The sequence below is a fragment of the Kutzneria sp. CA-103260 genome (assembly GCF_018263855.1).
In the GTDB taxonomy this organism is placed as follows: Bacteria; Actinomycetota; Actinomycetes; order Mycobacteriales; family Pseudonocardiaceae; genus Kutzneria.
Genome location: NZ_CP073318.1, coordinates 5,812,215 through 5,834,004 on the forward strand (window position 1 = coordinate 5,812,215; position 21,790 = coordinate 5,834,004).

Genomic DNA, 21,790 nt, shown 5'->3' on the forward strand with positions numbered 1-21,790 from the left:
GTTCCCAGCGTGATGAGAGGGCCTAGATCACGGAGCCGCCGCCGTCCACCGGGATGATCACGCCGTGGATGTTGGCGGCCTCGTCGCCGGCCAGGAACAGCACCGCCGCCGCGACTTCGTCGCCGGTGCTCGGTCGGCCCGAGGGGAAGCTGGCCCCGACCTCCGCCACCCGGGCCAGCCGGGCCGCGTCGTCCAGTTCGGTGACCACCGGACCTGGGGCGACCGCGTTGACCCGCACTCCCTTGGCCGCCAGCTCCACCGCCCACGACTTGGTCAGCATGTGCAGGGCCGCCTTGCTCGCACCGTAGACCGGGGTGATCAGCGGCGCGGTGCTGCCGGCGATCGAACCGATGTTGACCACTGCCCCGCCGCCGCGGGCGATCATGCCGGGGACCAGCGCCGAGGTGAGCAGGAACGGCACCTTCACGTTCATCCCGAGCACGGCGTCGAGCTGTTGTTCGGTGGCGTCGAGCATGGAGTGGTCGCCGGTCACCACCGCCGCCGCGTTGTTGACCAGGATGTCGATCTCGCCGGCCCGGTCGGCCAGCTCGCGCACCGCCGCCCCGCCGCCGGCCAGATCGGCCGCTACGAAGTCCGCCTTGGCGCCATCGGCGCGCAGGCGGGCGGCCACCTCCTCGCCGCGCTCCGTGTCCCGGCCGGTGATCACCACCCTCGCGCCCGCGCCGGCCAGCCGGGCCGCGATCGCCCGCCCGATGCCGCCGGTGCCACCCGTGACCAGCGCGCGCCGGCCGTGCAGCCTTGTCATGGTCTACCTCCGGAACAGGGCGCGGCATCGGTCGCGGTCGGCCAGGGCGTCGGTGCTGTCGAAGGCCTGGTCGACGTTGCCGTACCAGGGAAGGCGGCGGATCTCGGCGTCGGCGACGGTGTCGAGCAGGGCTTCGGCAAAGCGTTCGGCGTGCAGCACCTGGTAGGGCCGGGTGTGGTACGGGCGGGTGGCCGGGTCGATCGGGTCGGTGAGGCCGAGCTCGTTGTGCCAGCCGGCGACGAACCGGTAGGCGGCCGCCAGGTGCTCCTCGCGATCGGACCCCAGCGCTCCGTGGAGCATCGGCGTCAGCGTTGCGGCACAAGGCAATTGAGCGAAGGCGCTGCCGAACCACTTGCCGTACGGGGCGTAGCGGCGAGCCATCAGGAAGCACAGCCGCATCACGTCGCGGACCAGCCGGGCGGCGAGCACCGCGGACCCGAGCTCGTCGCCGACCTCACGGGTCCGGCCGACGAAGGCCTCCTCCTGGCTGAGGCGTTTCCACTGACAGGCCAACAGGTATCGCCAGATGTCGTCGGGATACCAGGCCAGTGCGGACCGGGCTCGGGTGAGGTCGCCGATGTCGTCATGGAACACCGCGCCGGCCGTGACCTCGGCGAAGCCCTGGGACGAGGTGGCCAGCCAGTCGAACGTCGTGATCCCGGCCAACGGATCGAAGCCCAGATGGCCGCGCAGCCACTCCCCCGGCCGAAACGCCTGTACTGGCACCGAGTCCGGGTCCGGCACGAAGATCTGGACGAACGGACCCCAGTCGTGGTCGCGGGACCGGTCCGTGTCGAAGCCCACCACCTCCGAGCCGTGGCCGATGCGGGCGGCGGCGTGCGGAATGCCTTGCAGCTTCGGCGCCAGCTCCGACTCGTAATGCTCCCGGGACTCCTTGAGCCCCGTCACCTCTTGCGGGCTTCGATGAGGAAACGCTTGGTGTGCGCGACAAACGGGCCGCTGCGCTGGATCTGGTCGTGCAGGGCCCGCAGCTGCGGGAGGTAGGCGTCCACAGTGAACCCCGGGACGATCCAGATCACCTTGCGCAGGAAGTGCACCACCGCCGCGATGTCGTTGAAGGTGGCGCGCAGCGACTCGTGCCGGAGGTCGACGACCTCCAGTCCGACCTTCTCGGCGTCGGCCGCCGCCAGTTCGGGATCACGGGAGTTGTCGACCTCCAGCGGCCCCAGGAACGCCTCCGAGACCTCGTGCATGGAGCCGGATCCGACCTGCTGCGAGAGATAGCCGCCGCCGGGCTTGAGCACCCGGGCGATCTCCGCCCAGCCGACCTCCGTGGGATGCCGGCTGACCACCAACTCGAAGGAGGAGTCCGGGAACGGCAGCGGGTCGAGGTTGTCGGCCTGGACGACCTCCACGCCGCGCGGCTCCAGGAGCCGGCGGGCCACCGCCAGGCTCGGCGGCCAGCCCTCGGTCGCCGCCGTCCGCGACGGCAGCTTCTCGACGGTGTTGAGCACTTCGCCGCCGCCGGTCTGGACGTCCAAAGCGGACTCCACCGTGGCCAGCCGCTCGCCGATCAGCCGGGCATAGCCCCAGGACGGGCGGGCCTCGGTCGCCCGGCCCTCGAACCAGGAGAAGTCCCAGCCGTCGACCGGCGCCGCCGCGCCCTCGGCGACAAGATCCTCGAAGGTGGCCATGCCGTCCAGCCTCACACGCCGGGCAAGCGCATTTCCAGCGGACGCGCCCACCTGAGTGGCTCGCTTGAGCCTGGAAAGGCACATGAGCCACTCAGGTGGCGTGGGGAACGCATCTGAGTGGCTCACTGGAAAAGCCATGTGAGCCACTCAGGTGCGACAGGGGTCAGTTCGGCTGGTTGCCGTGGGTCAGGGTCTCCCACGCCACGAACAGGATGTTGTCGCCGGCCGGCCGGTTGTTCATGACCAGCGTCTTGGTGTTGGCCATGACGTTGGGCAGCCGGTTGGCCAGGGCGTTGTAGCCGACCTCGGTCACCGGGCCGAGGCCCTTGTTGACCTTGCCGCCGCACAGCCAGGACGGCACGGCCGCGCCGAGTTCGTACTGGGCCTGGAAACCCAGCGCGTAGCGCAGGCGGGTGCCGATGTCGCCGGTGTACAGGTCGTTGCCCTGGATCCGGGAGGTCTCGGCGACGTCCGAGATGGACGCGATGCCGTAGCCGGTGTGCGTGAAGTCGCGGCAGGTCTCCTGGGTGAGGCCGTTGACGAAGGTGCTCTGGCCCTGCCAGTAGCTGATGATCGCGGCGCTGCCGCTGGGGCCGCCGGGCACGGTCTTGGGCAGGGCGCCGTCGGTGGTCAGGTACACGTACGCCGGCACGCGCAGCATGTACTTGGCCATGGCGGTGTCGTAGCTGCCCTTGTCGTCGAGGAAGACGGAGATGCCGACGGCGGCCTCCATCATGGTCAGTTCCCAGTTGCCGTTGCTGTTGCTGCCCTTGATGACCACGGGCAGGTAGACGGTGCGCAGCATGGTCTGGAACCGGCTGAGGTTGGCCCAGCCGCCGCTGTAGGTGTAGCGGATGATCTCGGCGGCGCGCGGCCACACCGAGCCGGCCCAGCCGGTCTGCAGCGGGGCGTTGCTGTTGGTGTGGCTGGTGATCACCGCGGACCAGGCGTCCATGATGGAGATGGCCTTCTTGGCGTACGTCGCGTTCTGGGTGATGTACCAGGCCAGCGCGTTGCCGTAGGCCGCGAGCGCGTCCTGGCGCTCGTCGGTGCAGCCGAGATTGGGGTTGGAGTACGGGCCGCACTCGACGACGGAGCGCGGGTGGGGCGACCGGCTCTGCGACAGTAGGGCGTCGGACATCATGGCCTGGTAGGCCTGGGTCTGCGGCTGGGCACCGGCGTTGACCTGGGACCGGATGTAGTCCAGCTGGGCCTGGCTGACCAGCACACCGGGATGCACGAACGCCGCCGGCGCCGCCCCGGCCTGCTGGCTAACCGATCCGACGGCCAGCAGGGAGACGAGCAACGACAGAATCGCGAGCAGGGACGTGGTCACACGTTTCGACATGACACTCCTCGGATGGCGGCGGTGCCTGACCGAGAACTAGCAGGGGAATGTCAGTCTTAGAGGTCCAGACCACTTTCGTCAATCTTGCACTGGCTCTTTCCGGAAAACCCAGAACCGAGCGCCCACATATGTGAACAATCCGACGCAGGCGGCCGCCCCGATCCGCGCGAGGAGCAGCGGCAGACCGGCGTGGTCCAGCCAGGTGGTGATCAGGCTGGTGAGGCCGAGATCGGCCAGCGTGAGCACGATGAAACGCAGCGCCTGCCCGCCGATCGGGGCGTGCGACTTGAAGTTCATGGTGCGGTTCAGCACGTAGTTGATGCCGAACGCGCAGCTGTAGCCGATGGTCAGCGGCACCCAGAGCGGCAGATCCGGGGCCCACGCCCGCAGCACGGCCAGGATGGACAGGTCGATGGCGAACGTGAAGGTCCCCAGAATGACGAACCCCACCAGTTCGGGCGTGATGAAGCGCAGCCTCGGCGGCAGCTTGGTCGCCCACCCGGTGAGCCAGCTGCCGAAGCGCTCCGCCCGCGTCTGCGGCGGGTTGGTCTGTGTTGGCACGCCCACCATCGTGCCAAGGCTTTTGCGAAGGTTGCCCGCGGTTCGCCAAACGTTCAGCGAGTGGTCCCGCTCAGCCGTTCCACGTCGGCCGCGCTGAGCCGGGGATCCGGGGCAACGGTGCGGACCGCGGGCCGGGTGCGGGCGGCGGACCGGATGCAGGACGCGAACCCCAGCGAGCGGGCGGCGAGCAGGGCGGCCCCGACCGCGGCCGGCGGCTCGTCCGGGGCGATCTCGACCGGCACGCCCAGCGCGGCGGCGACGACCTCGGCCGCCATCGGCACCTTCAGCACGGCCGGGTCGACGCGCACCCGGCTGATCGGCGCGCCGGCGGCGGTCAGCGCATCGCCGGCAGCGACGAGCAGCCGGCCGAGGCCGTCGATCCGCACGGCCGGCGGCGACTGGCCGTCGGTCAGATCGACGCCGACGGCCCAGACGCCATCGGCCAGGCGCTGCGTGAACAGGACGTCGTCGGAGACCGGTCGCGGGCTCAACACCGCCAGCACGAGCCGGGAACCGAGCCAGAGCACGGCGGTGCCGGCGTCGGTCACGCCCATGCCCAGCGCCGCCAGCGGCAGCCCGGCCGCGCCGACGACCAGCGGCAGCAATGCCGGCAGGGCCAGCAGTTGGGCCGCCTCGGTGACCAGCGGCACCTGGTCGGTGGGGTCGACCAGCGGCGGCAGCTGGGCGGTGCCGATGCCGGCCAGCTCCAGCGCTTTCGCGGACCACTCGGGTTCGGCGACGGCCAGCAGGCCGCCGGCCGAGGCACACGAGGTGTCGGCCAGCACGCGGGCGGTCAGCCGGGACAGCACGAAGTCCTTGAGTTCACACCATCGGGCGACGCGGGTGAGCAGGTCCGGGCCGTGCTCGGCGAACCAGGCCAGCCGCACCAGCGGCGAGCCGCCGTGCGCGCTGACGCCGGTGGCGTGCCGCAGCTCCGGGCCGATCCGCCGGGCCAGCGCGCGGGTCTGCGGGTCCGGGCCGGTGAACACCGGGGTCATCGGCCGGTCCAGCTCGTCCAGGCCGACCAGGGTGTCGCCCGATCCGGCCAGGGCCATGCCGCGCACCGGGAGCTGTCGGGTCGCGCACAGCTGGACGCAGCGGTCGATGGCCGCGAACACCACGTCCAGCGCGGCGTACGGGTCGAGCGTGCCTCGCGGGTAGCGCAACTGGACGTGGTCCAACACGGCCAGCTGATCACCCAGCACGGCCACCCGAACCGAGTCGGCCCCGACCTCGACCCCGAAGACCGCCCCTGCCGCCGTCATCTACAGCCTCCGTTCCGCCCGCTCCCCGATGTCCACTAGCACTGCTCATCATGGCGGTCTTCTACGCTGCGTAGTGGACGAGTTGACAGCTGTGAGCGAACTGTCCGGATTCTGTCCCAAAGCACTCAGTCTCGGAGCGGCGCGCCCTGCCACCGCCAGCCTGCCCGGTTCGGCAATCCCGGCAACTCGACGCGGTCGGTGGCCCACAGCAGCGCCGTCCACGGCTCGGCAGCCACGCTGACCTCCGGGAACATCCGCTCCAGGACCCGCGCGCAGACGTCGGCCGGCGGATCGAGCGCGACGCCGAGGCCGCGGGCGATGTCCTCGCCGTGCACCAGGATCTCCACCACGCCCATGCCGGCGAAGCCCTCGGGGTCGGCCATGCCGGTCGGGTGGTAGGCCCGCACCTCGGGCCCGGTCACGGCGACCGTCGCGGCCAACAGCTTTCCGCCCGTGACGGCGAACTCCAGCGCGTCGGCGACCGTGGCGTCCTTCATGAGCGCGGCCTCATAGGCGACGTAGCGGTCGTCGCGCCGGGTCACGAGCTGGGCGGCGTAGGACAGCACGCAGTCGCCGACGTGCTCGGCGGTGCGGTACGCGTCCAGGTCGCCGGTGCCGGCGGCGGCGGTCCAGTCGCGGTCCACGACGGGGGCCAGGGCGGCTTCGAGAGCGGCGGTCGCGGCGTGCAGGTCGGCTGCGGTGACAGGCATGCCGACCACCCTACCTAGGAATACTAGGTATTTGCCCCGCCGGTTCCTAAGTAATTCAAGCCAGCCTGAACGGACGCATTCGACGGACCTTTCGGTGGTTTTTCCCTAACGACCACGGCCGTAGACTCGGCGGTGCGAATTTCCCTGCTCACAACACCCGGGAAGCAATTGTACGACCTTTCCGCGGCGGAGGTTTCCGTGTCCGAAAAAACAGCTCCCGGCCGCTGTCCCGTGGCCCACCCGAGATCAGCTGCACAGGCCGCGCCGATGGCGCCCATCCTTGGCAAACCCGTCTCGCGGCGCACCCTGCTGCGCACCGCGGGCGCGTTCACCGGCGCGCTCGGCACACTGGCGCTGCTCCAGGACGGCGCGATCGTGCCGCAACGGCTGGCGATGGCCGACCCGGCCACGTCGTTCCCGGACGTGCAGTTCGACCTCGGCCCGTTCATGCCGCCGGCGGTCACCTACGACGGCATTCCCGTCGGCATGCCGCCGGTGCACACGGTTTTCCTCACCGCGACCCTGAGCGGCCGGCCCAGCTGGGCCGACCAGTCGCGAATGGAATCGGCGCTGCGCACCGTCGAGGCGAACTATCCGTACGCGCCGGGCGGCATTTTCACGCACGTGTCCTACAGCGACAACTACTTCGCCCGGTTCCCGGCGACCGTGGTCGACGCGACCATGCCACGCACCCTGTCCGGCGACCTGCCGGTGCTGCAACGCGCGGTGCCCTCGCCCACTGACGTGGCCCCGGGCGCACATGTGTTGGAACTGCGCCGGCCGGCGTTCAACGTGCCGGTCCGGATGGAGGACAACGACCTGCTGTTCACGGTGCGCGGCGACGACCCGTCCTATGTGGCGGACGTCGTGTCGTGGCTGTCCGGCAGCAACAAGCTGGTCGGCCGCACCATCAACTCGCCGCGGTTCGACGCCGGTATGCGGATCACCTCGTCGCGGGCGATGTTCGTGCAGATCGGCCTGCCCCGCTACGTCGCGGCCAACGCCGGCTTCGCGTGGCAGTCCTTCGTGAACTCGGACTCGCCGATGTGGATGGGTTTCGCCGACCAGCAGGTCGACGCGGCCGCGCCGGCCCAGAACGTGACCTTCGCCGGCGGTGGCGGCATCCACCTGAGCACCGCGACACCCGGCTCGTACTTCGACAACGGCGCGATCCAGCACCTCTCGCACGTGCTGCTGGACCTGGAGCAGTTCTACCTCAACGGGCGCGACCCGGACGAGGGCCCGGACACCCGGGAGCCGTTCGACGAGCGGATCCAGTACATGTTCCACTCCCCCGCGCCGGTGGAGCAGAACCCCGACGACCCGTTCTACAACGGCGGCGGCCCGACGAACCTGACCATGCGCGGCGCCATCGTGCGCAACCAGTTCCACGGCGCCGGCTACGCCGAGCAGAGCGCCCAGCAGTTCCAGCGCATGGGCCACCTGTCCACGCTGCAGCGCTCCGCCCGCACCGCCGACGGCCGCCCCATCCATATCCGCATCGACGGCCCCGGCTTCGACGCCATGGACACCACCACCGGCCGCAACACCCCGAAGCTCCAGTTCTCCGGCTTCTTCCCCAGTGCCGACTTCTTCGCCACCATGCGGGCCAACCAGTCGTCGGTGGACCTGCTGGAGAAGTACGACCTGGACGAGGAGGACCACGGGCTGGAGCGGTTCATCACCGCCACCCGGCGGCAGAACTACCTCATCCCGCCCCGCCGCCACCGCTCCTTCCCCCTAGCCGAACTCGTCTAAGGGATTGGGTGTCTCCAAGACCCACAAACCCTGCCGAGGGAGGTCTCTGACAGCCACAAACCCCCGGGCCGGCCCGGGGGTTTGTGGCTGTCAGAGACAGCGGCGACCGTGGTTTGCAGGTCTTGAAGACACCCAAACTCTTGGGTTAGTTGCCGGTGCCGCCGGTGCCGGTGCCGCCGGGGGTCTGGCCGGGGGCGCCGCCGCCGAAGCCGCCGCGGCCGGTCATCTGCTGGTCGCTGATGGAGGTCGCGGTGCCGGTGCCGCCGGACAGCTTGGCGATGATCGTCACCGTGGTGCCGGTCTTGAGCGCGCTGACCTGCTCATTGCCCTCGTCGACCTGGGTGGACGAGTCGATCACGTAGGTCTGGGTGTAGCCGTCGGTGCTCTTGGCGGTGATCGAGGTGGCGCTGACCGCGGTGATCTCGCCGGTCTGCAGCCGCTCGGTGACGTAGCTGCCGTTGTCGGACACGGTGAAGTCGCCGTGCAGGGCGGACAGCAGTCCGCCGATGCCGCCGGCCCCGCCGCGGCCACCGGCGAAGCCGCCACCGCCGCCGGCCCCGAAGCCGCCGGGCCCCTGGGTGGCGGCGTTGGCGGTGCCGGTGTCGACCAGCTTGGAGATGCCGTAGCCACCACCGGCGGCCACGACGGCGGCGACGGCGACCACGGCGGCGGTCTTGCCCGCCGACCAGCGCTTGGACTGCTGCGGGGAGCCATCGGGCGTGGCCGGCGGCTGCTGCGGCTGCGGCGCTGCACCCCAGACCGGCTCGGAACCTTCGGCGGGCTGCTGGGTGTCCATCGGTTTCCTCCTGGTTCGGGCTTGTGACAGCCACCCTGGCGAGCCGGCCTGTGCGCGAGCTGTGCGCACTGTGGGCACATCCTGTGAGCAAGGCCCACAGGTGATACACAGGATTCACACAGCGACCGCAAAGTCGAGGCCAACAGGATGGAGCGATGAACGGCGAACTCAGGCGTGCGGACGGCAGCCAGCCGCGGGTGCTCGTGGTGGACGACGAGACGGCGCTCGCGGAGCTGGTGAGCATGGCTCTGCGCTTCGAGAGCTGGGCGGTGCGCTGCGCCGCGGACGGCAGCTCCGCGGTCCGCGAGGCCAAGCAGTTCCGCCCGGACGCCATCGTGCTCGACATCATGCTGCCCGACCTGGACGGGCTGGAGGTGCTGCGCCGGATCCGGATGGACCAGCCCGACGTGCCGGTGCTGTTCCTGACGGCCAAGGACGCGGTCGAGGACCGCATCGCCGGGCTGACCGTGGGCGGCGACGACTACGTGACCAAGCCGTTCAGCGTGGAGGAGCTGGTGTTGCGGGTGCGCTCGCTGCTGCGCCGTTCCAACTCGGTGGCCTCGGTGACCAGCTCGCAGCTGGTGGTCGGCGAGCTGTCCCTGGACGAGGACAGCCGCGAGGTCCGCCGGGACGGCCAGGAGATCCACCTGACCGCCACCGAGTTCGAGCTGCTGCGCTACCTGATGCGCAACCCGCGCCGGGTGCTGAGCAAGGCCCAGATCCTGGACCGGGTGTGGGAGTACGACTTCGGCGGCCAGGCCAATATCGTCGAGCTGTACATCTCGTACCTGCGCAAGAAGATCGACGCCGGCCGGGAACCGATGATCCACACCATGCGCGGCGCCGGCTATGTCCTCCGTCCCACGGGCTGACCGCCGACGGCGCTGGACCCTCCGGCGCAAGTTGGTCGTCGCCGTCGTCCTGTTGCTCACGGTGGTGTCGCTGGCGATCGGCCTGATCGGCGAGGTGTTCATCCGCGACACCATGGTCACCCAGGTGGACAGCCAGCTCCAACAGGCCGTCGACCGCGGCGATCACGGCCCGGGCCCGTTCGACGGTGGCGGTGGTGGCGGAGGAGGACGTGGCGGACCGTATCCGAACTGGTGCAACACCACGGGCATGCCGACGAACGTGGTGCCCCCGGGTCTCGGCCCCGGGGCACTCGGCGTGCGTGGCTCGGGCGCGGTCGTGCTCGATCAGAACGTCTGCCCGAAGATCCTGGCCAACAACCAGATCGCCGCGCTGACGAGCGCACCGGCCGACGGCCATCCGCACACCGTGAGCGTGCCTGGCCTCGGCGACTACCGCGTGATCGCCACGAACAACGGCGCGGTGCTCACCGGGCTGCCGCTGAACCAGGTCGACAACACGTTGGACAGCATCAACATCGCGCTGCTGGTCATCGCGGGGATCGGGTTGGTGGTCGCCGGCAGTGCTGGCGCGGTGATCATCAGCGCCGCGTTGCGGCCGTTGGACCGGGTGGCGGCGACCGCCAGCCGGGTGGTCGAGCTTCCCCTGGATCGGGGCGAAGTCGCCTTGTCGGTAAGGGTTCCCGACGAGGACACCGATCCGCGCACCGAGGTCGGCAAGGTCGGGGCGGCGCTGAACCGGATGCTCGGCCACGTGGCGTCGGCGCTGAACGTCCGCCAGGAGAGCGAAACCCGGGTCCGGCAGTTCGTCGCCGACGCCAGCCACGAGCTGCGCACCCCGCTGGCGTCCATCCGCGGCTACGCCGAGCTGACCCGCCGCTACGAGGGCCAGGTGCCGCCGGACGTGTCGCACGCGATGCGGCGCATCCAGTCCGAGTCCACCCGGATGACCTCGCTCGTCGAGGAACTGTTGCTGCTGGCCAGGTTGGATGCCGGGCGGCCGCTCGCGCGCGAGCCCGTCGACCTGTCCCGGCTGGTGGTCGACGCGGTCAGCGACGCGCACGTGACGAGCCGGGATCACCGATGGCAGCTGGCGATTCCGGCCGAGCCGGTGTTCGTGCTCGGCGACAGCCAGGCGCTGCACCAGGTTCTGCTCAACCTGCTCGGCAACGCCCGCGCCCACACGCCGCCCGGCACGACCGTGGTCACCGGGATCCACAATGGACAGCCCGGCGAGGTCGTGCTCCAGGTCGTCGACGACGGACCGGGGATTCCCCAGCAGCTGCAACCGGAAGTGTTCGAGCGGTTCGCCCGCGGCGACGGCTCCCGCTCGCGGGCGTCCGGCGGCACCGGGCTCGGGCTGTCGATCGTCGCCGCCATCGTCGACGCGCACGGCGGCGAGGTCGCCCTGGAGAGCCGGCCGGGCCGCACTGTGTTCACGGTGCGGCTCACAGCCGGCGCACAGTGAGCGCACACAACCGGCACAGCGCCCACCCCGAGGCTGGTCCCATGACAACGACGATGACCCGGCCCGCGGCTGCCCCGGCGGCCGACGCGCCCGGACGACGCGGCTGGCACCGGCCGGCGCTGGCGGTGCTGCTGCTGGGCACCGCCGTGCTGTACCTGTGGAATCTGGGGGCTTCGAGCTACGGCAACGACTTCTACGCGCAGGCGGTCCAGGCCGGCAGCCAGAACTGGGAAGCGCTGCTGTTCGGGTCGTTGGATCCCGGCAACGTCATCACCGTGGACAAGCCGCCGGCGGCACTGTGGATCATGGGCTTGTCGGCCCGGATCTTCGGCTTCAACTCGTGGAGTCTGCTTGCCCCGCAAGCGGTCGAGGGTGTGCTGGCGGTCTGGCTGCTGTACGCCGCCGTGCGCCGCCGGTTCGGCCACGGCGCTGGTCTGGCCGCCGGCGCCGCGCTGGCGCTGACGCCCGTCGCCGTGCTGATGTTCCGGTTCGACAACCCGGATGCGCTGCTGGTACTGCTGATGGTCGCCGGCGCGTACTGCGTGGTGCGGGCCACCGAGAAGGCCAACTGGAAGTGGCTGGCGCTGGCCGGCGCGGCCATCGGGTTCGCGTTCCTGACCAAGATGTTGCAGGGCTTCCTGGTGCTGCCGGCGTTCGGGCTGGTGTACCTGATCGCCGCGCCGACCACGCTGTGGCGGCGAATCCTGCACCTCGGCGGCGCGGTGGTGGCGCTGGTGGTGTCGGCCGGGTGGTTCATCGCGCTGGCCGAGTTGTGGCCGGCGTCCTCGCGGCCGTACATCGGCGGATCGACCAACAACAGCCTGCTGGAACTGGCGCTGGGCTACAACGGCCTCGGCCGGATCTTCGGCGGACAGGGCAACGGCGGCGGGGGTGGCGGGGGCTTCGGCGGCGGTGGTGGCGGGAACCTGTCGTTCGGTGGCAGTGCCAGCATCACCCGGATGTTCGGCCAGGCCTTCGGCACCGAGATCTCGTGGCTGCTGCCCGCCGCGCTGATCGCGCTGGTCGCTGGGCTGTGGTTCACGCGGCGGGCGCCGCGCACCGACCAGACCCGGGCCTCGCTGCTGCTGTGGGGCGGCTGGCTACTCGTCACCGGGCTGGTGTTCAGCTTCATGGACGGCACCATCCACCCGTACTACTCGGTCGCGCTGGCCCCCGCCATCGCCGCCCTCGTCGCCATCGGCGGCCGGCAGCTCTGGCGCGGCCGGGCTCTGTTCTCGGTGCGGGCCTGGCTGGCCGCCATGATCGCGGTCACCGGCGTGTGGGACTTCGTGCTGCTGTCCGAGGACTCCAGCTGGCTGCCGTGGCTGCGCTGGCTCGTGCTCGTCGCCGGCATCGCCGTCGCCGCCCTGGTTCTCCTGCAGGGCGACCAGTTCCGCCGGCTCATCGTCGTCGCCGCCATCGCCGGCATGATCGGCACCGCCTCCTTCGGCGTGGCCACCGCCGCCGTGCCGCACACCGGTTCCATCCCCGTCTCCGGTCCGTCCAGCAACAGCGGCTTCGGTGGCGGCGGCGGTCCCGGCGGCGGCGGGGACGGGCAGACCAGTTCCGCTCTGGTCAGCCTGCTCCAGGCCACCACCACCGAATGGGCCGCCGCCGCCGAAGGCTCCATGTCCTCTGCCCCGCTTGCCCTGGCCAGCGGCAAGTCGGTGATGGCCATCGGCGGCTTCAACGGCTCCGACCCGGCCCCCACCCTGGCCCAGTTCCAGCAGTACGTGGCCGAGGGCAAGATCAGCTACTACGTCAGCGGCGGCCGCGGCGGCGGTCCCGGCGGCGGTAGCAGCGAGATCGCCACCTGGGTCGCCGCGCATTACAAGGCGCAGACCGTCGGTGGTACCACGGTTTACGATCTGCGTACCAGTTCCTGAACACCGTCCACAATGGACCATTCGGGTTCACAGGCTGGGGACCGTTCTGTGAAAAGCAGGCGGTTCCCAGCCGGGCGTGACCTGCCTACCGTTCCTCGGGAGCCGACCCGAGGAGCACTCGATGTCCCGATTCTCCCCGCTCGTCCTGATCGCCGCGCTTGTCGCCGCGGGGCTGTCGTTACCCGGAGCCGCCCACGCCGCCACCTGTTCTACGGCAAGGCTTCCCTTACCTGACGCCTCGTGCACGCCGGGCGCCTTCAACCCGGATGTGACGCAGTCCACCATCAACAGCACGATCTGCGTCTCCGGCTGGACTGCCACCGTGCGGCCGCCGACCTCGTACACCAACGCCCTGAAGAAGCAGGGCATCGCCGACTACGGCTACAGCGACACCAACATGTCCGACTACGAGGAGGACCACCTCGTCCCCCTTGAGCTCGGTGGCGCGCCCCGTGATCCGAAGAACCTGTGGCCCGAGCCGCACGCCGGCGCGAAGAACTCGTACAGCAAGGACTCCGTCGAGAACAAGCTGAAGACCGCGGTCTGCAACGGCCAGGTCACGCTCTCGGCGGCACGCAACGCCATCGCCACCAACTGGACCACCGCCCTGTCCGTGGTGGGCCTGTCCTCCTCGTTCGCCCCGGCCGCCGGCAGCGTGCCCCGTCCCGACCACATCCTGGTCGTCATCGACGAGAACCACGCCCAGGGCGAGATCGTCGGCAGCGCCAACGCGCCGTACATCACCGGTCTTTCCCAGACCGGGGCCAACTTCACCAACTCGCATGCCATCTCGCACCCGAGCCAGCCCAACTACCTGGCGCTGTTCTCCGGGAGCACGCAGGGTGTCACCAGTGACACCTGCCCCAAGAAGGCCTTCACCACCGCCGACCTCGGCGGCCAGGCGCTGGCCGCGGGCATCGGCTTCGCCGGCTACTCCGAGAGCCTGCCGTCGGTCGGCTCCACGGCCTGCACCTCCGGCAACTACGCCCGCAAGCACAACCCGTGGGTCGACTTCTCCGACGTGCCCAGCTCGGCCAACCTGCGCTTCACCGACTTCCCCACCGACTACACCAAGCTGCCCGCCGTGTCGTTCGTCGTGCCCAACCTCCAGAACGACATGCACGACGGCACCATCCAGCAGGGCGACGCCTGGCTCAAGCAGCACCTCGACGGCTACATCCAGTGGGCCAAGACCCACAACAGCCTGTTCGTGCTCACCTTCGACGAGGACGACTACACCACCGCCAACCAGATCCCCACCGTCATCACGGGCGCGGGCGTGAAGACCGGCAACTACAACGAGAACATCAGCCACTACAGCGTCCTGCGCACCATCGAGGACGCCTACGGCCTGCCCCACGCCGGCTCCGCCGCCTCCGCCACCCCCATCACCGACATCTGGGGCTGACCCCAGGGATTCAGGGCGCGCTGGCACGATCAGCCGATGCTGGTCGTGGCCGTGTGCGGCTCCCCCGGAGCCGGAAAAACCACCGTCGCCCGCGCAACGGCACGCCACCTCGGCGTGCCGTTGCTGTCTCGGGACGAGCTCAAGACCGGCCTGGGCCTTTCTGCCACTGCCGAGGGCATTCGGTTCCCTCCGGACTTCCACATCGCCGGCGGCCCTTTCAGCGTGCGCGCCGAGGCCGTGATGGTCGACACCGCCCGGCTGCTCGCGTCTGCGGGGATGACCTTTGTCGTGGAGTCCTCCGTGCTGTCCCCCTCGCTGCTCGATGCGGTGCGCCCAGCCCGCGTGCTCGCCGTCCACGTCACCGCCGACGCGTCCGTCATCGGCCACCGCCTCCGCGCCCGTACGGGGATCACCGCCCAGCAGCTCGCCGCCCAGTTCCAACGGGGCGAGATGCCGCCGTCGATTTTCGTGCCGCCCAGCGACGTCGACGCCGTCGTCACGGTCGACACCTCGGATCACCAAACCCCGGACGTCGAGCCCATCGAGGCAGCGGCCTTGGCCCTGTTTCGAGATCAGGAGACCGCGGGCACCGATCCCGCCGGGCCGCCGTAGAGGCCGGGGCCGGTGATCTCCACGGTGGCGAGGAAGTTGGTGGACGCGGCGTACGAGGACTCGATGAGCTCGGCGGTGTGGCCGAAGTCGAGCGGGGTGACGGCCTGGACCGGGGCGCCGGGGAGATAGAGCACGGGCACGGCCTCGGCGGCGAGGTCGGCTTCGAGGACGGCCTGGTTGCGCATGCCGAGGGTGGCCCAGAACAGGAGGGTCTCGGCGAGTGAGCCGGGGACCTCCGGGAGGTGGCCGGGGAAGGTGCAGTCGAGCACCACCAACGACTTCGCACCCATGGCGAGGGCCTGTCGAATGGGCACGTTGGCCAGCACGCCGCCGTCGTAGAGGACCTTGTCCTCCCGGCGCACGGGCGGATAGACGCCGGGAATGGCGGCGGAGGCGAGGATCGCGGGCACGAGGTCGCCGGAGGTCATGAGCACCGGCAGGCCGGTGACGGCGTCGACGGCCACGGCGCCGAAGGGCAGGCGCAGCTCGGCGAAGTCGGTGACGCCGCCGAGGCCCTCGACGAGCACGTCGACGAGACCGGTGTTGGGGAACAGGTAGGTCCGTTCCCGGCGCAGGGTGCGCAGCTGGGCGATCGGCCCGCCGGGGAACACCCGCGCCCGGGTCATGCCGGCCCAGAGCTCAGCGAGCCGGTCGGCGGCGTGCGCCGGGTCGAGGGCGAGCAGCGAGCCGTTGACGGAGCCGACGGACGTGCCGGTGACCAGGTCGGGGGTGACGCCGCGGTCCGCGAGCGCCCGCAGCATGCCGACCTGGATGGCCCCGAGGCTGCCGCCACCTCCGAGCACGAACCCGACCGGCGCGGGCAGACAGATCCGATCCACGGCCGCATCGTGCCAGCTCAGCCGTCCGGCCGCCGGGAAGGCCTGGGCACGGGTCTAACTGGCCGTTGACGGCGGTGTAGCCGGTCTGTAACGCTGTGAGTCCTGTCACGCAAAAACTTAACAGGCTGCCGTTAATTTCTGGCATGAGTCCGGAAGATTCTCGCCACACCCCTGCTGCCAGACGAGAGGTAGACGACTCGATGAGCGCTCCCCGACCCCTGCGGAGACTGGCAGCGGCGCTGCTCGGTCTCGGCCTGTTAGCGATGGGCGGGCCGGCCATCGCCGCCGGCGCGCCGGCGGCCAGACCAGCCGCGACGATGACTCCGACCGTCACGGCGGCGGCCAGCAGCGCCACCGGCGCGCAGCCCGCCAGCAAGATCATCGATTCGGATCCCAACTCGTACTGGCAGAGCTCGGGCTCGGCGTTCCCGCAGTGGGCGCAGGTCGACCTGGGCAAGGTCACCCGGTTCGGCGGCGTGGTGATGAAGGTGCCGGCCGCCTGGACCAGCCGCACCGAGACGCTCGCCGTGCAGGGCAGCAACGACGGCAAGACCTTCAACACCATCGTCGAGTCCAAGGCGTACGGCTTCGACCCCAGGTCCGACAACACGGTCCGGGTCGACTTCGGCGCGGTGCTGTCCCGGTACGTGCGCGTCGAGGTCACCGGCAACTCGGCCGGCTCCCAGGCCCAGCTGTCCGACCTGGAGGTCGTGCCGGCCGCGGTCGCGGCCACCAACCTGGCCGCCGGCAAGACGATGACCGCCAGCGGCTACGTGCAGAACTACACGCCGGCCAACGCCAACGACGGCAACCAGAGCAGCTACTGGGAGAGCACCAACAACGCCTTCCCGCAGTGGCTCCAGGTCGACCTCGGGGCCTCGGTCAGCAGCACGCAGATCGTGCTCAAGCTGCCGACCGCCAACTGGGGCGCCCGCACCCAGACGCTGGCCGTGCAGGGCAGCACCGACGGCAGCAACTTCTCCCAGATCGTCGCCTCCGCCGGCTACACCTTCGACCCGGCGTCGAACAACACCGTGACGGTCAACTACACCCCGCTGACCACCCGGTACCTGCGGCTGAACATCACCGGCAACACCGGCTGGCCGGCCGGCCAGATCTCGGAGTTCGAGGTGTACGGCCCGGCGTCCGGCGACACCCAGGCCCCGACCGCGCCGGGCAACCTCGCCTACACCCAGCCGGCCTCCGGCCAGATCGCGCTGACCTGGTCCGCCTCCACCGACAACGTCGGTGTCACCGGCTACGACATCTACGCCAACAACGCGTTGCGCACCAGCGTTTCCGGCACCACGCTGAGCTACACCGACAGCCAGCCGGACACCGCGACCGTCACCTACTTCGTGCGGGCGCACGACGCCGCCGGCAACCAATCCGGCAACAGCAACAGCGTCACCAGGTCCGGCAGCGGCGGCGGCAACCCCGGCACCAACCTGGCCGTGGGCAAGCCGATCACCGCGTCCTCGACCCAACTGAACTTCGTCGCCACCAACGCCGACGACAACGACACCACCACCTACTGGGAGGGCGCGGGCGGCACGTATCCGCAGACCCTGACCGTGCAGCTGGGGTCCAACGCGGACACCAGCTCCGTGGTGGTGAAGCTGAACCCGGCCAGCATCTGGGGTCCGCGGACGCAGACCATCGAGGTGCTGGGCCGCGAGCAGAGCGCCACCGGCTTCACCAGCCTGGTGCCGGCGACCACCTACTCCTTCGACCCGGCCAGCGGCAACACCGTCACCATCCCGGTGTCCGCGCGGGTCGCCGACGTGCAGCTGAAGTTCACCGCGAACTCCGGCGCCGGCGGCGGCCAGGCGGCCGAGTTCCAGGTGATCGGCGTCCCCGCGCCCAACCCGGACCTGACCATCACCGGGTCGTCCTGGACGCCGACCTCGCCGGTGGAGACCGACAGCGTCACCACCAGTGCGACCGTGAAGAACATCGGCACGCTGCCGGCCGGCGCCACCGACGTCAACTTCTACCTGGGCACCACCAAGGTCGGCACCGCGCAGGTCGGCGCGCTGGCCGCGGGCGCGTCCAGCACCGTGTCGGCGTCGATCGGCGCGCAGACAGCCGGGTCGTACCAGCTGACGGCCAAGGTGGACGAGTCCAACAAGGTCATCGAGCAGAACGAGAACAACAACTCCTACACCAACCCGACCGCGCTGGTGGTGACGCCGGTGCAGAGCAGCGACCTGGTGGCCACCACCAACTGGACGCCGAGCAACCCGTCCGCCGGCAACCCGGTCGCGTTCTCGGTGACGCTGAAGAACCAGGGCACGATCGCGTCGGCCAGCGGCGCGCACGGCATCACCGTGACGGTCAAGGACGCCTCCAGCGGCTCGACGGTGGCCACGCTGACCGGCTCGTACAGCGGCGTGATCAACGCCGGGGCGACGGCCAGCCCGGTGAACGTGGGCAACTGGACGGCGGCCAACGGCAACTACACCGTGACCACCACGGTGGCCAACGACGCCAACGAGCTGCCCATCAAGCAGGGCAACAACACCAGCACCGCCAACCTGTTCGTGGGCCGCGGCGCCAACATGCCGTACGACTCCTACGAGGCGGAGAGCGGCGTGCTGGCCGGCGGCGCGACAGTCCTCAGTCCCAACCGGACGATCGGCGACCCCGCGGGCGAGGCGTCCGGCCGGCAGGCCGTGGCGCTGACCCAGACCGGCGCGTCGGTGGAGTTCACCACCCGAGAGGCGACCAACACCCTGGTCACCCGGTTCTCCATCCCCGACGGCACTACGTCCACTTTGGACATCTACGTGGACGGCACACTGCTCAAGCCGATCAACCTGACCTCGCAGTACTCCTGGCTGTACGGGGCGGAGGCCTCACCGTCCAACGACGCCGGCGCGGGCTCCCCGCGGCACATCTACGACGAGGCCAACGTGCTGCTCGGCACCACGGTGCCGGCCGGCCACAAGATCCGGCTGCAGAAGGACGCGGCCAACGGCGGCAACTTCTGGATCGACTTCATCAACCTGGAACTGGCCACCGCGCAGCCGAACCCGGACCCGGCGCACTACGCCGTGCCGGCCGGCTTCACCCAGCAGGACGTGCAGAACGCGTTCGACACGGTGCGCCAGAGCAGCACCCTGACCGGCGTCTACCTGCCGGCCGGCGACTACGCGGTCAGCGGCAAGATGACCATCTACGGCAAGGCGATCACCGTCGTCGGCGCCGGCCCCTGGTACACCCGGTTCGACGCGCCGAGCGGGCAGAGCAACACCGATCTCGGCTTCACCATCCAGAGCACGGCCAACGGCTCCAAGCTGTCCGGCTTCGCCGTGTTCGGCAACTACAACATCCGGCAGGACGGGCCGGGCAAGGTGTTCGACCTGGCCGGGGTCTCCAACCTGACCCTGGACAACATCTGGGTCGAGCACATGATGTGCATGTTCTGGGGCAGCAACGTGCAGAACATCACCATCAGCAACTCCCGGATCCGGGACACCTTCGCCGACGGCGTCAACATGACCAACGGCAGCTCCAACAACCACATCGTCAACGACGAGGCCCGGTCCACCGGCGACGACAGCTTCGCCATGTTCGCCGCCACCGACGCCGGCGGCGGCAACGAGACCGGCAACGTGTTCGAGAACCTGACCGCCGTGCTCACCTGGCGGGCCGCCGGGTTCGCGGTGTACGGCGGCGAGGACAACACGTTCCGCAACCTGTACGTGGCCGACATGCTGACCTACGCCGGCATCACCGTCAGCTCGCTCAACTTCGGCTACCCGATGCGGGACTTCGGGCCGGATCCCACCACGATCCAGAACGTGTCGATCGTCAGGGCCGGCGGCCACTTCTGGGGCGCGCAGACCTTCCCGGGCATATGGATGTTCTCCGCCAACCAGAAGTTCCAGGGGATCAGGGTCAGCGACGTGGACATCGTCGACCCGACCTACAGCGGCATCATGTTCCAGACCGACTACGTCGGCGGGGCGCCGCTGAACCCGATCACCGACACCGTGCTGACCAACGTGTCCATCAGCGGCGCGCAGCAGAGCGGTGACGCCTACAACGCCAAGTCCGGCTTCGGCATCTGGGCCAACGAGTTGCCGGAGGCGGGCCAGGGCCCGGCCGTCGGCTCGGCGACCTTCACCAACCTGAAGCTGTCCAACAACTACATCGACATCAGAAACACGACCAGCACCTTCACCATCACCCGCAACTAACCCCCAACCCGCGAGTCCCGCTCTCAGGCAGCTGAATGTCGAGTTCCGAAACCGGCATCATGCTTGCCCGAGAGCGGGACTCGCGGGGGTTCGCAGGCCGTTGAGGAGCAGGGTGCAGACGGCGTCCAGAGCCTCGGCCATGCCGGGGTTGTGCCATTCGGCGGCGAGGGCCGGGTGGTGGAAACGCATGGTGGCATGGAAAACGGCGAGGGCGGCCTGGGCGGGGTCGACAGCGGCGAAGTCGCCGGTGGTGACGCCGTCGGCGATGATGCGGCGCAGTTGGGCCAGCAGACCCTCCACATGCTCGATGGACGGAGCGTTGTGTTCGGCGGCCAGGATGCCGTAGGTGGCGAACAGCTCCGGGTCGTCGGAGGCCTTGGCCTGCTTGGCGGTGAACATCGCGAGGAGCCAGGCGCGCAGGCGGTCCGGCGGCGCCAGGCCGGTGTCGTCGGCGACCGGAGCGAGGGCGGCCAGGGCGGCCTGGAGCCAACGGCGGGTGACGGCCTCGCGCAGCGCCGCCTTGGACGGAAAGTGCCGGTACACGGCGGCATGGCTGACCCCGAGCACCCGGGCCACGTCCTGCACGGTGGCCTTGGCCGCACCATGGCGACGGAGAACGTCCTCGGTGGCGGCGAGAATCCCGTCGGCGTCGAGCATCAGCGTTCACTGTCCAAAAGAGACATCAGCGCCGGGGCGTAACGCTCGCCGGCGACGGCGTCGTGCGGCACGGCCCGCTCGATGGCGGCCAGATCGTCGTCGCTGAGCACGATGTCGGCCGCTGGCAACGCTTCCTGGATCCGCCCAGGACGCTTGGCCCCGACCAGGGCGACGACGTTGGGCTGCGCCAGCACCCAGGCGATCGCCAGTTGCGCGACAGCGACGCCACGATCGTCGGCGACTCGCCGCAGCTGTTCAACAAGGGCAAGGTTCTGCGCGATGTTGCCGGCCGCGAACCAGGGCAGATGCGCCGGCCCATGGCCTTGCCACGCACCGGTCAACAGGCCGTGCGCGAGCACGCCGTAGGCGGTGACGCCGATGCCCAACTCCTGGCAGGTGGTCAGGATGTCGCGCTCGATGCCCCGGCTGAACAGCGAGTACTCCAGTTGAACGCTGGCGATCGGGTGCACGGCATGGGCCCGGCGGATCGTCTCCGACCCTACCTCGGACAGGCCGATGGCCCGCACATGCCCGGCCTCGACCAACTCGGCCAGGGCGCCGACGGTCTCCTCGATGGGCACGGAGTTGTCGAGCCGGGCCGGGAAGTACAGGTCGATGTAGTCGGTCCCGAGCCGCTGCAACGAGTAGGCCAGGAAGTTCTTGACCGCGACCGGACGGCAGTCCACGCCGTGGAAATGCTCGTCCGGACCGCGCAGCGCCCCGAACTTCAGACTCAGCGCCACTTTCTCCCGATCCTCGGGCCGCAGCGCGCGGCCGATGAGCATCTCGTTGTGGCCCATGCCGTAGAAGTCGGCCGTGTCGAGCAGGGTGACGCCGGCGTCGATCGCGGCGCGGATCGTCGCGACACTGTCAGCCTCGCCAGCCGCGCCTCGACTGTCGGACATCCCGGCACAGCCCAGGCCGATCGAAGACACGCTCAGGGAGCCAAGTTGCCTCATGCCGACCACGCTAGCCTGCCCGGTTACA

18 protein-coding genes are annotated in these 21,790 nt (G+C 70.0%); 7 read left to right on the forward strand and 11 right to left on the reverse strand.

Annotated elements, in window-relative coordinates; genetic code table 11:
- Positions 1–22: 22 nt before the first annotated feature.
- From JJ691_RS25375 to JJ691_RS25405, 7 genes are all read right to left on the reverse strand, one after another.
- Positions 23–766 (reverse strand): SDR family NAD(P)-dependent oxidoreductase, encoded by a 744-nt coding sequence (locus tag JJ691_RS25375; protein ID WP_211762156.1) that lies wholly within the window; start codon positions 764–766, stop codon positions 23–25.
- Positions 767–769: 3 nt separating this feature from the next.
- A complete protein-coding gene (locus JJ691_RS25380) occupies positions 770–1,675 on the reverse strand; it encodes a DUF4037 domain-containing protein (RefSeq protein ID WP_211762157.1) in 906 nt (301 codons plus the stop codon).
- Positions 1,672–2,421, reverse strand: coding sequence for a class I SAM-dependent methyltransferase (locus JJ691_RS25385; protein WP_211762158.1), 750 nt, complete (start codon positions 2,419–2,421; stop codon positions 1,672–1,674). Before JJ691_RS25385 ends, JJ691_RS25380 begins: the two co-directional genes overlap by 4 nt.
- A 163-nt stretch (positions 2,422–2,584) precedes the next feature.
- Positions 2,585–3,769, reverse strand: coding sequence for an alginate lyase family protein (locus JJ691_RS25390; RefSeq protein WP_211762159.1), 1,185 nt, complete (start codon positions 3,767–3,769; stop codon positions 2,585–2,587).
- Positions 3,770–3,847: 78 nt separating this feature from the next.
- Positions 3,848–4,339: a GtrA family protein gene (locus tag JJ691_RS25395; RefSeq protein ID WP_442912426.1), complete on the reverse strand. Its 492-nt coding sequence runs from the start codon at positions 4,337–4,339 to the stop codon at positions 3,848–3,850.
- 44 nt (positions 4,340–4,383) lie between these two features.
- Positions 4,384–5,595, reverse strand: coding sequence for an FGGY family carbohydrate kinase (locus JJ691_RS25400; RefSeq protein WP_211762161.1), 1,212 nt, complete (start codon positions 5,593–5,595; stop codon positions 4,384–4,386).
- 125 nt (positions 5,596–5,720) lie between these two features.
- Complete coding sequence (locus JJ691_RS25405) at positions 5,721–6,305, reverse strand: hypothetical protein (protein ID WP_211762162.1); 585 nt, start codon at positions 6,303–6,305, stop codon at positions 5,721–5,723.
- A 267-nt stretch (positions 6,306–6,572) separates the two neighbouring features.
- Here JJ691_RS25405 and JJ691_RS25410 point away from each other — a divergent pair, with 267 nt between their 5' ends.
- Positions 6,573–8,063, forward strand: coding sequence for a DUF7405 family protein (locus tag JJ691_RS25410; protein WP_211762163.1), 1,491 nt, complete (start codon positions 6,573–6,575; stop codon positions 8,061–8,063).
- Positions 8,064–8,208: 145 nt separating this feature from the next.
- Here the strand turns inward: JJ691_RS25410 and JJ691_RS25415 are convergent, their stop codons facing one another.
- Positions 8,209–8,859, reverse strand: coding sequence for a DUF5666 domain-containing protein (locus JJ691_RS25415; RefSeq protein WP_211762164.1), 651 nt, complete (start codon positions 8,857–8,859; stop codon positions 8,209–8,211).
- A gap of 155 nt (positions 8,860–9,014) precedes the next feature.
- Here JJ691_RS25415 and JJ691_RS25420 point away from each other — a divergent pair, with 155 nt between their 5' ends.
- The 5 genes from JJ691_RS25420 (at position 9,015) to JJ691_RS25440 (ending at position 15,102) form a co-directional block, all read left to right on the forward strand.
- A complete protein-coding gene (locus JJ691_RS25420) occupies positions 9,015–9,731 on the forward strand; it encodes a response regulator transcription factor (RefSeq protein ID WP_211762165.1) in 717 nt (238 codons plus the stop codon).
- A complete protein-coding gene (locus JJ691_RS25425; RefSeq protein WP_211762166.1) occupies positions 9,709–11,196 on the forward strand; it encodes a sensor histidine kinase in 1,488 nt (495 codons plus the stop codon). The genes JJ691_RS25420 and JJ691_RS25425 overlap by 23 nt, the downstream gene beginning before the upstream one ends.
- Before the next feature lie 41 nt (positions 11,197–11,237).
- Positions 11,238–13,082, forward strand: a complete 1,845-nt coding sequence (locus JJ691_RS25430; RefSeq protein ID WP_211762167.1) for a glycosyltransferase family 39 protein — start codon at positions 11,238–11,240, stop codon at positions 13,080–13,082.
- Positions 13,083–13,203: 121 nt separating this feature from the next.
- The gene (locus JJ691_RS25435; RefSeq protein WP_249227002.1) at positions 13,204–14,490 is read left to right on the forward strand and encodes an alkaline phosphatase family protein; all 1,287 of its coding nucleotides are present in this window, start codon (positions 13,204–13,206) and stop codon (positions 14,488–14,490) included.
- Between the two features lie 36 nt (positions 14,491–14,526).
- Positions 14,527–15,102, forward strand: a complete 576-nt coding sequence (locus JJ691_RS25440) for an AAA family ATPase (RefSeq protein WP_211762168.1) — start codon at positions 14,527–14,529, stop codon at positions 15,100–15,102.
- Here the strand turns inward: JJ691_RS25440 and JJ691_RS25445 are convergent.
- Positions 15,063–15,941 (reverse strand): patatin-like phospholipase family protein, encoded by an 879-nt coding sequence (locus tag JJ691_RS25445; RefSeq protein ID WP_211762169.1) that lies wholly within the window; start codon positions 15,939–15,941, stop codon positions 15,063–15,065. The genes JJ691_RS25440 and JJ691_RS25445 overlap by 40 nt on opposite strands.
- A 200-nt stretch (positions 15,942–16,141) precedes the next feature.
- Between JJ691_RS25445 and JJ691_RS25450 the strand changes: the two genes are divergently transcribed.
- Positions 16,142–20,146: a discoidin domain-containing protein gene (locus tag JJ691_RS25450; protein ID WP_211762170.1), complete on the forward strand. Its 4,005-nt coding sequence runs from the start codon at positions 16,142–16,144 to the stop codon at positions 20,144–20,146.
- Between the two features lie 57 nt (positions 20,147–20,203).
- Here JJ691_RS25450 and JJ691_RS25455 read toward each other — a convergent pair whose 3' ends face one another.
- Both JJ691_RS25455 and JJ691_RS25460 read right to left on the reverse strand, forming a co-directional pair.
- Complete coding sequence (locus JJ691_RS25455; RefSeq protein ID WP_211762171.1) at positions 20,204–20,803, reverse strand: TetR family transcriptional regulator; 600 nt, start codon at positions 20,801–20,803, stop codon at positions 20,204–20,206.
- The gene (locus JJ691_RS25460; protein WP_211762172.1) at positions 20,803–21,762 is read right to left on the reverse strand and encodes an aldo/keto reductase; all 960 of its coding nucleotides are present in this window, start codon (positions 21,760–21,762) and stop codon (positions 20,803–20,805) included. The genes JJ691_RS25455 and JJ691_RS25460 overlap by 1 nt, the downstream gene beginning before the upstream one ends.
- Positions 21,763–21,790: the final 28 nt, after the last annotated feature.

Excerpts from the sequence above, each read along its gene's own strand:
- JJ691_RS25375 (WP_211762156.1), bottom strand. The coding sequence starts at position 766 with ATGACAAGGCTGCACGGCCGGCGCGCGCTGGTCACGGGTGGCACCGGC.
- JJ691_RS25385 (WP_211762158.1), bottom strand. The coding sequence starts at position 2,421 with ATGGCCACCTTCGAGGATCTTGTCGCCGAGGGCGCGGCGGCGCCGGTC.
- JJ691_RS25390 (WP_211762159.1), bottom strand. The coding sequence starts at position 3,769 with ATGTCGAAACGTGTGACCACGTCCCTGCTCGCGATTCTGTCGTTGCTC.
- JJ691_RS25395 (WP_442912426.1), bottom strand. The coding sequence starts at position 4,339 with ATGGTGGGCGTGCCAACACAGACCAACCCGCCGCAGACGCGGGCGGAG.
- JJ691_RS25400 (WP_211762161.1), bottom strand. The coding sequence starts at position 5,595 with ATGACGGCGGCAGGGGCGGTCTTCGGGGTCGAGGTCGGGGCCGACTCG.
- JJ691_RS25405 (WP_211762162.1), bottom strand. The coding sequence starts at position 6,305 with ATGCCTGTCACCGCAGCCGACCTGCACGCCGCGACCGCCGCTCTCGAA.
- JJ691_RS25410 (WP_211762163.1), top strand. The coding sequence starts at position 6,573 with ATGGCGCCCATCCTTGGCAAACCCGTCTCGCGGCGCACCCTGCTGCGC.
- JJ691_RS25415 (WP_211762164.1), bottom strand. The coding sequence starts at position 8,859 with ATGGACACCCAGCAGCCCGCCGAAGGTTCCGAGCCGGTCTGGGGTGCA.
- JJ691_RS25420 (WP_211762165.1), top strand. The coding sequence starts at position 9,015 with ATGAACGGCGAACTCAGGCGTGCGGACGGCAGCCAGCCGCGGGTGCTC.
- JJ691_RS25425 (WP_211762166.1), top strand. The coding sequence starts at position 9,709 with ATGTCCTCCGTCCCACGGGCTGACCGCCGACGGCGCTGGACCCTCCGG.
- JJ691_RS25430 (WP_211762167.1), top strand. The coding sequence starts at position 11,238 with ATGACAACGACGATGACCCGGCCCGCGGCTGCCCCGGCGGCCGACGCG.
- JJ691_RS25435 (WP_249227002.1), top strand. The coding sequence starts at position 13,204 with ATGTCCCGATTCTCCCCGCTCGTCCTGATCGCCGCGCTTGTCGCCGCG.
- JJ691_RS25440 (WP_211762168.1), top strand. The coding sequence starts at position 14,527 with ATGCTGGTCGTGGCCGTGTGCGGCTCCCCCGGAGCCGGAAAAACCACC.
- JJ691_RS25450 (WP_211762170.1), top strand. The coding sequence starts at position 16,142 with ATGAGCGCTCCCCGACCCCTGCGGAGACTGGCAGCGGCGCTGCTCGGT.
- JJ691_RS25455 (WP_211762171.1), bottom strand. The coding sequence starts at position 20,803 with ATGCTCGACGCCGACGGGATTCTCGCCGCCACCGAGGACGTTCTCCGT.
- JJ691_RS25460 (WP_211762172.1), bottom strand. The coding sequence starts at position 21,762 with ATGAGGCAACTTGGCTCCCTGAGCGTGTCTTCGATCGGCCTGGGCTGT.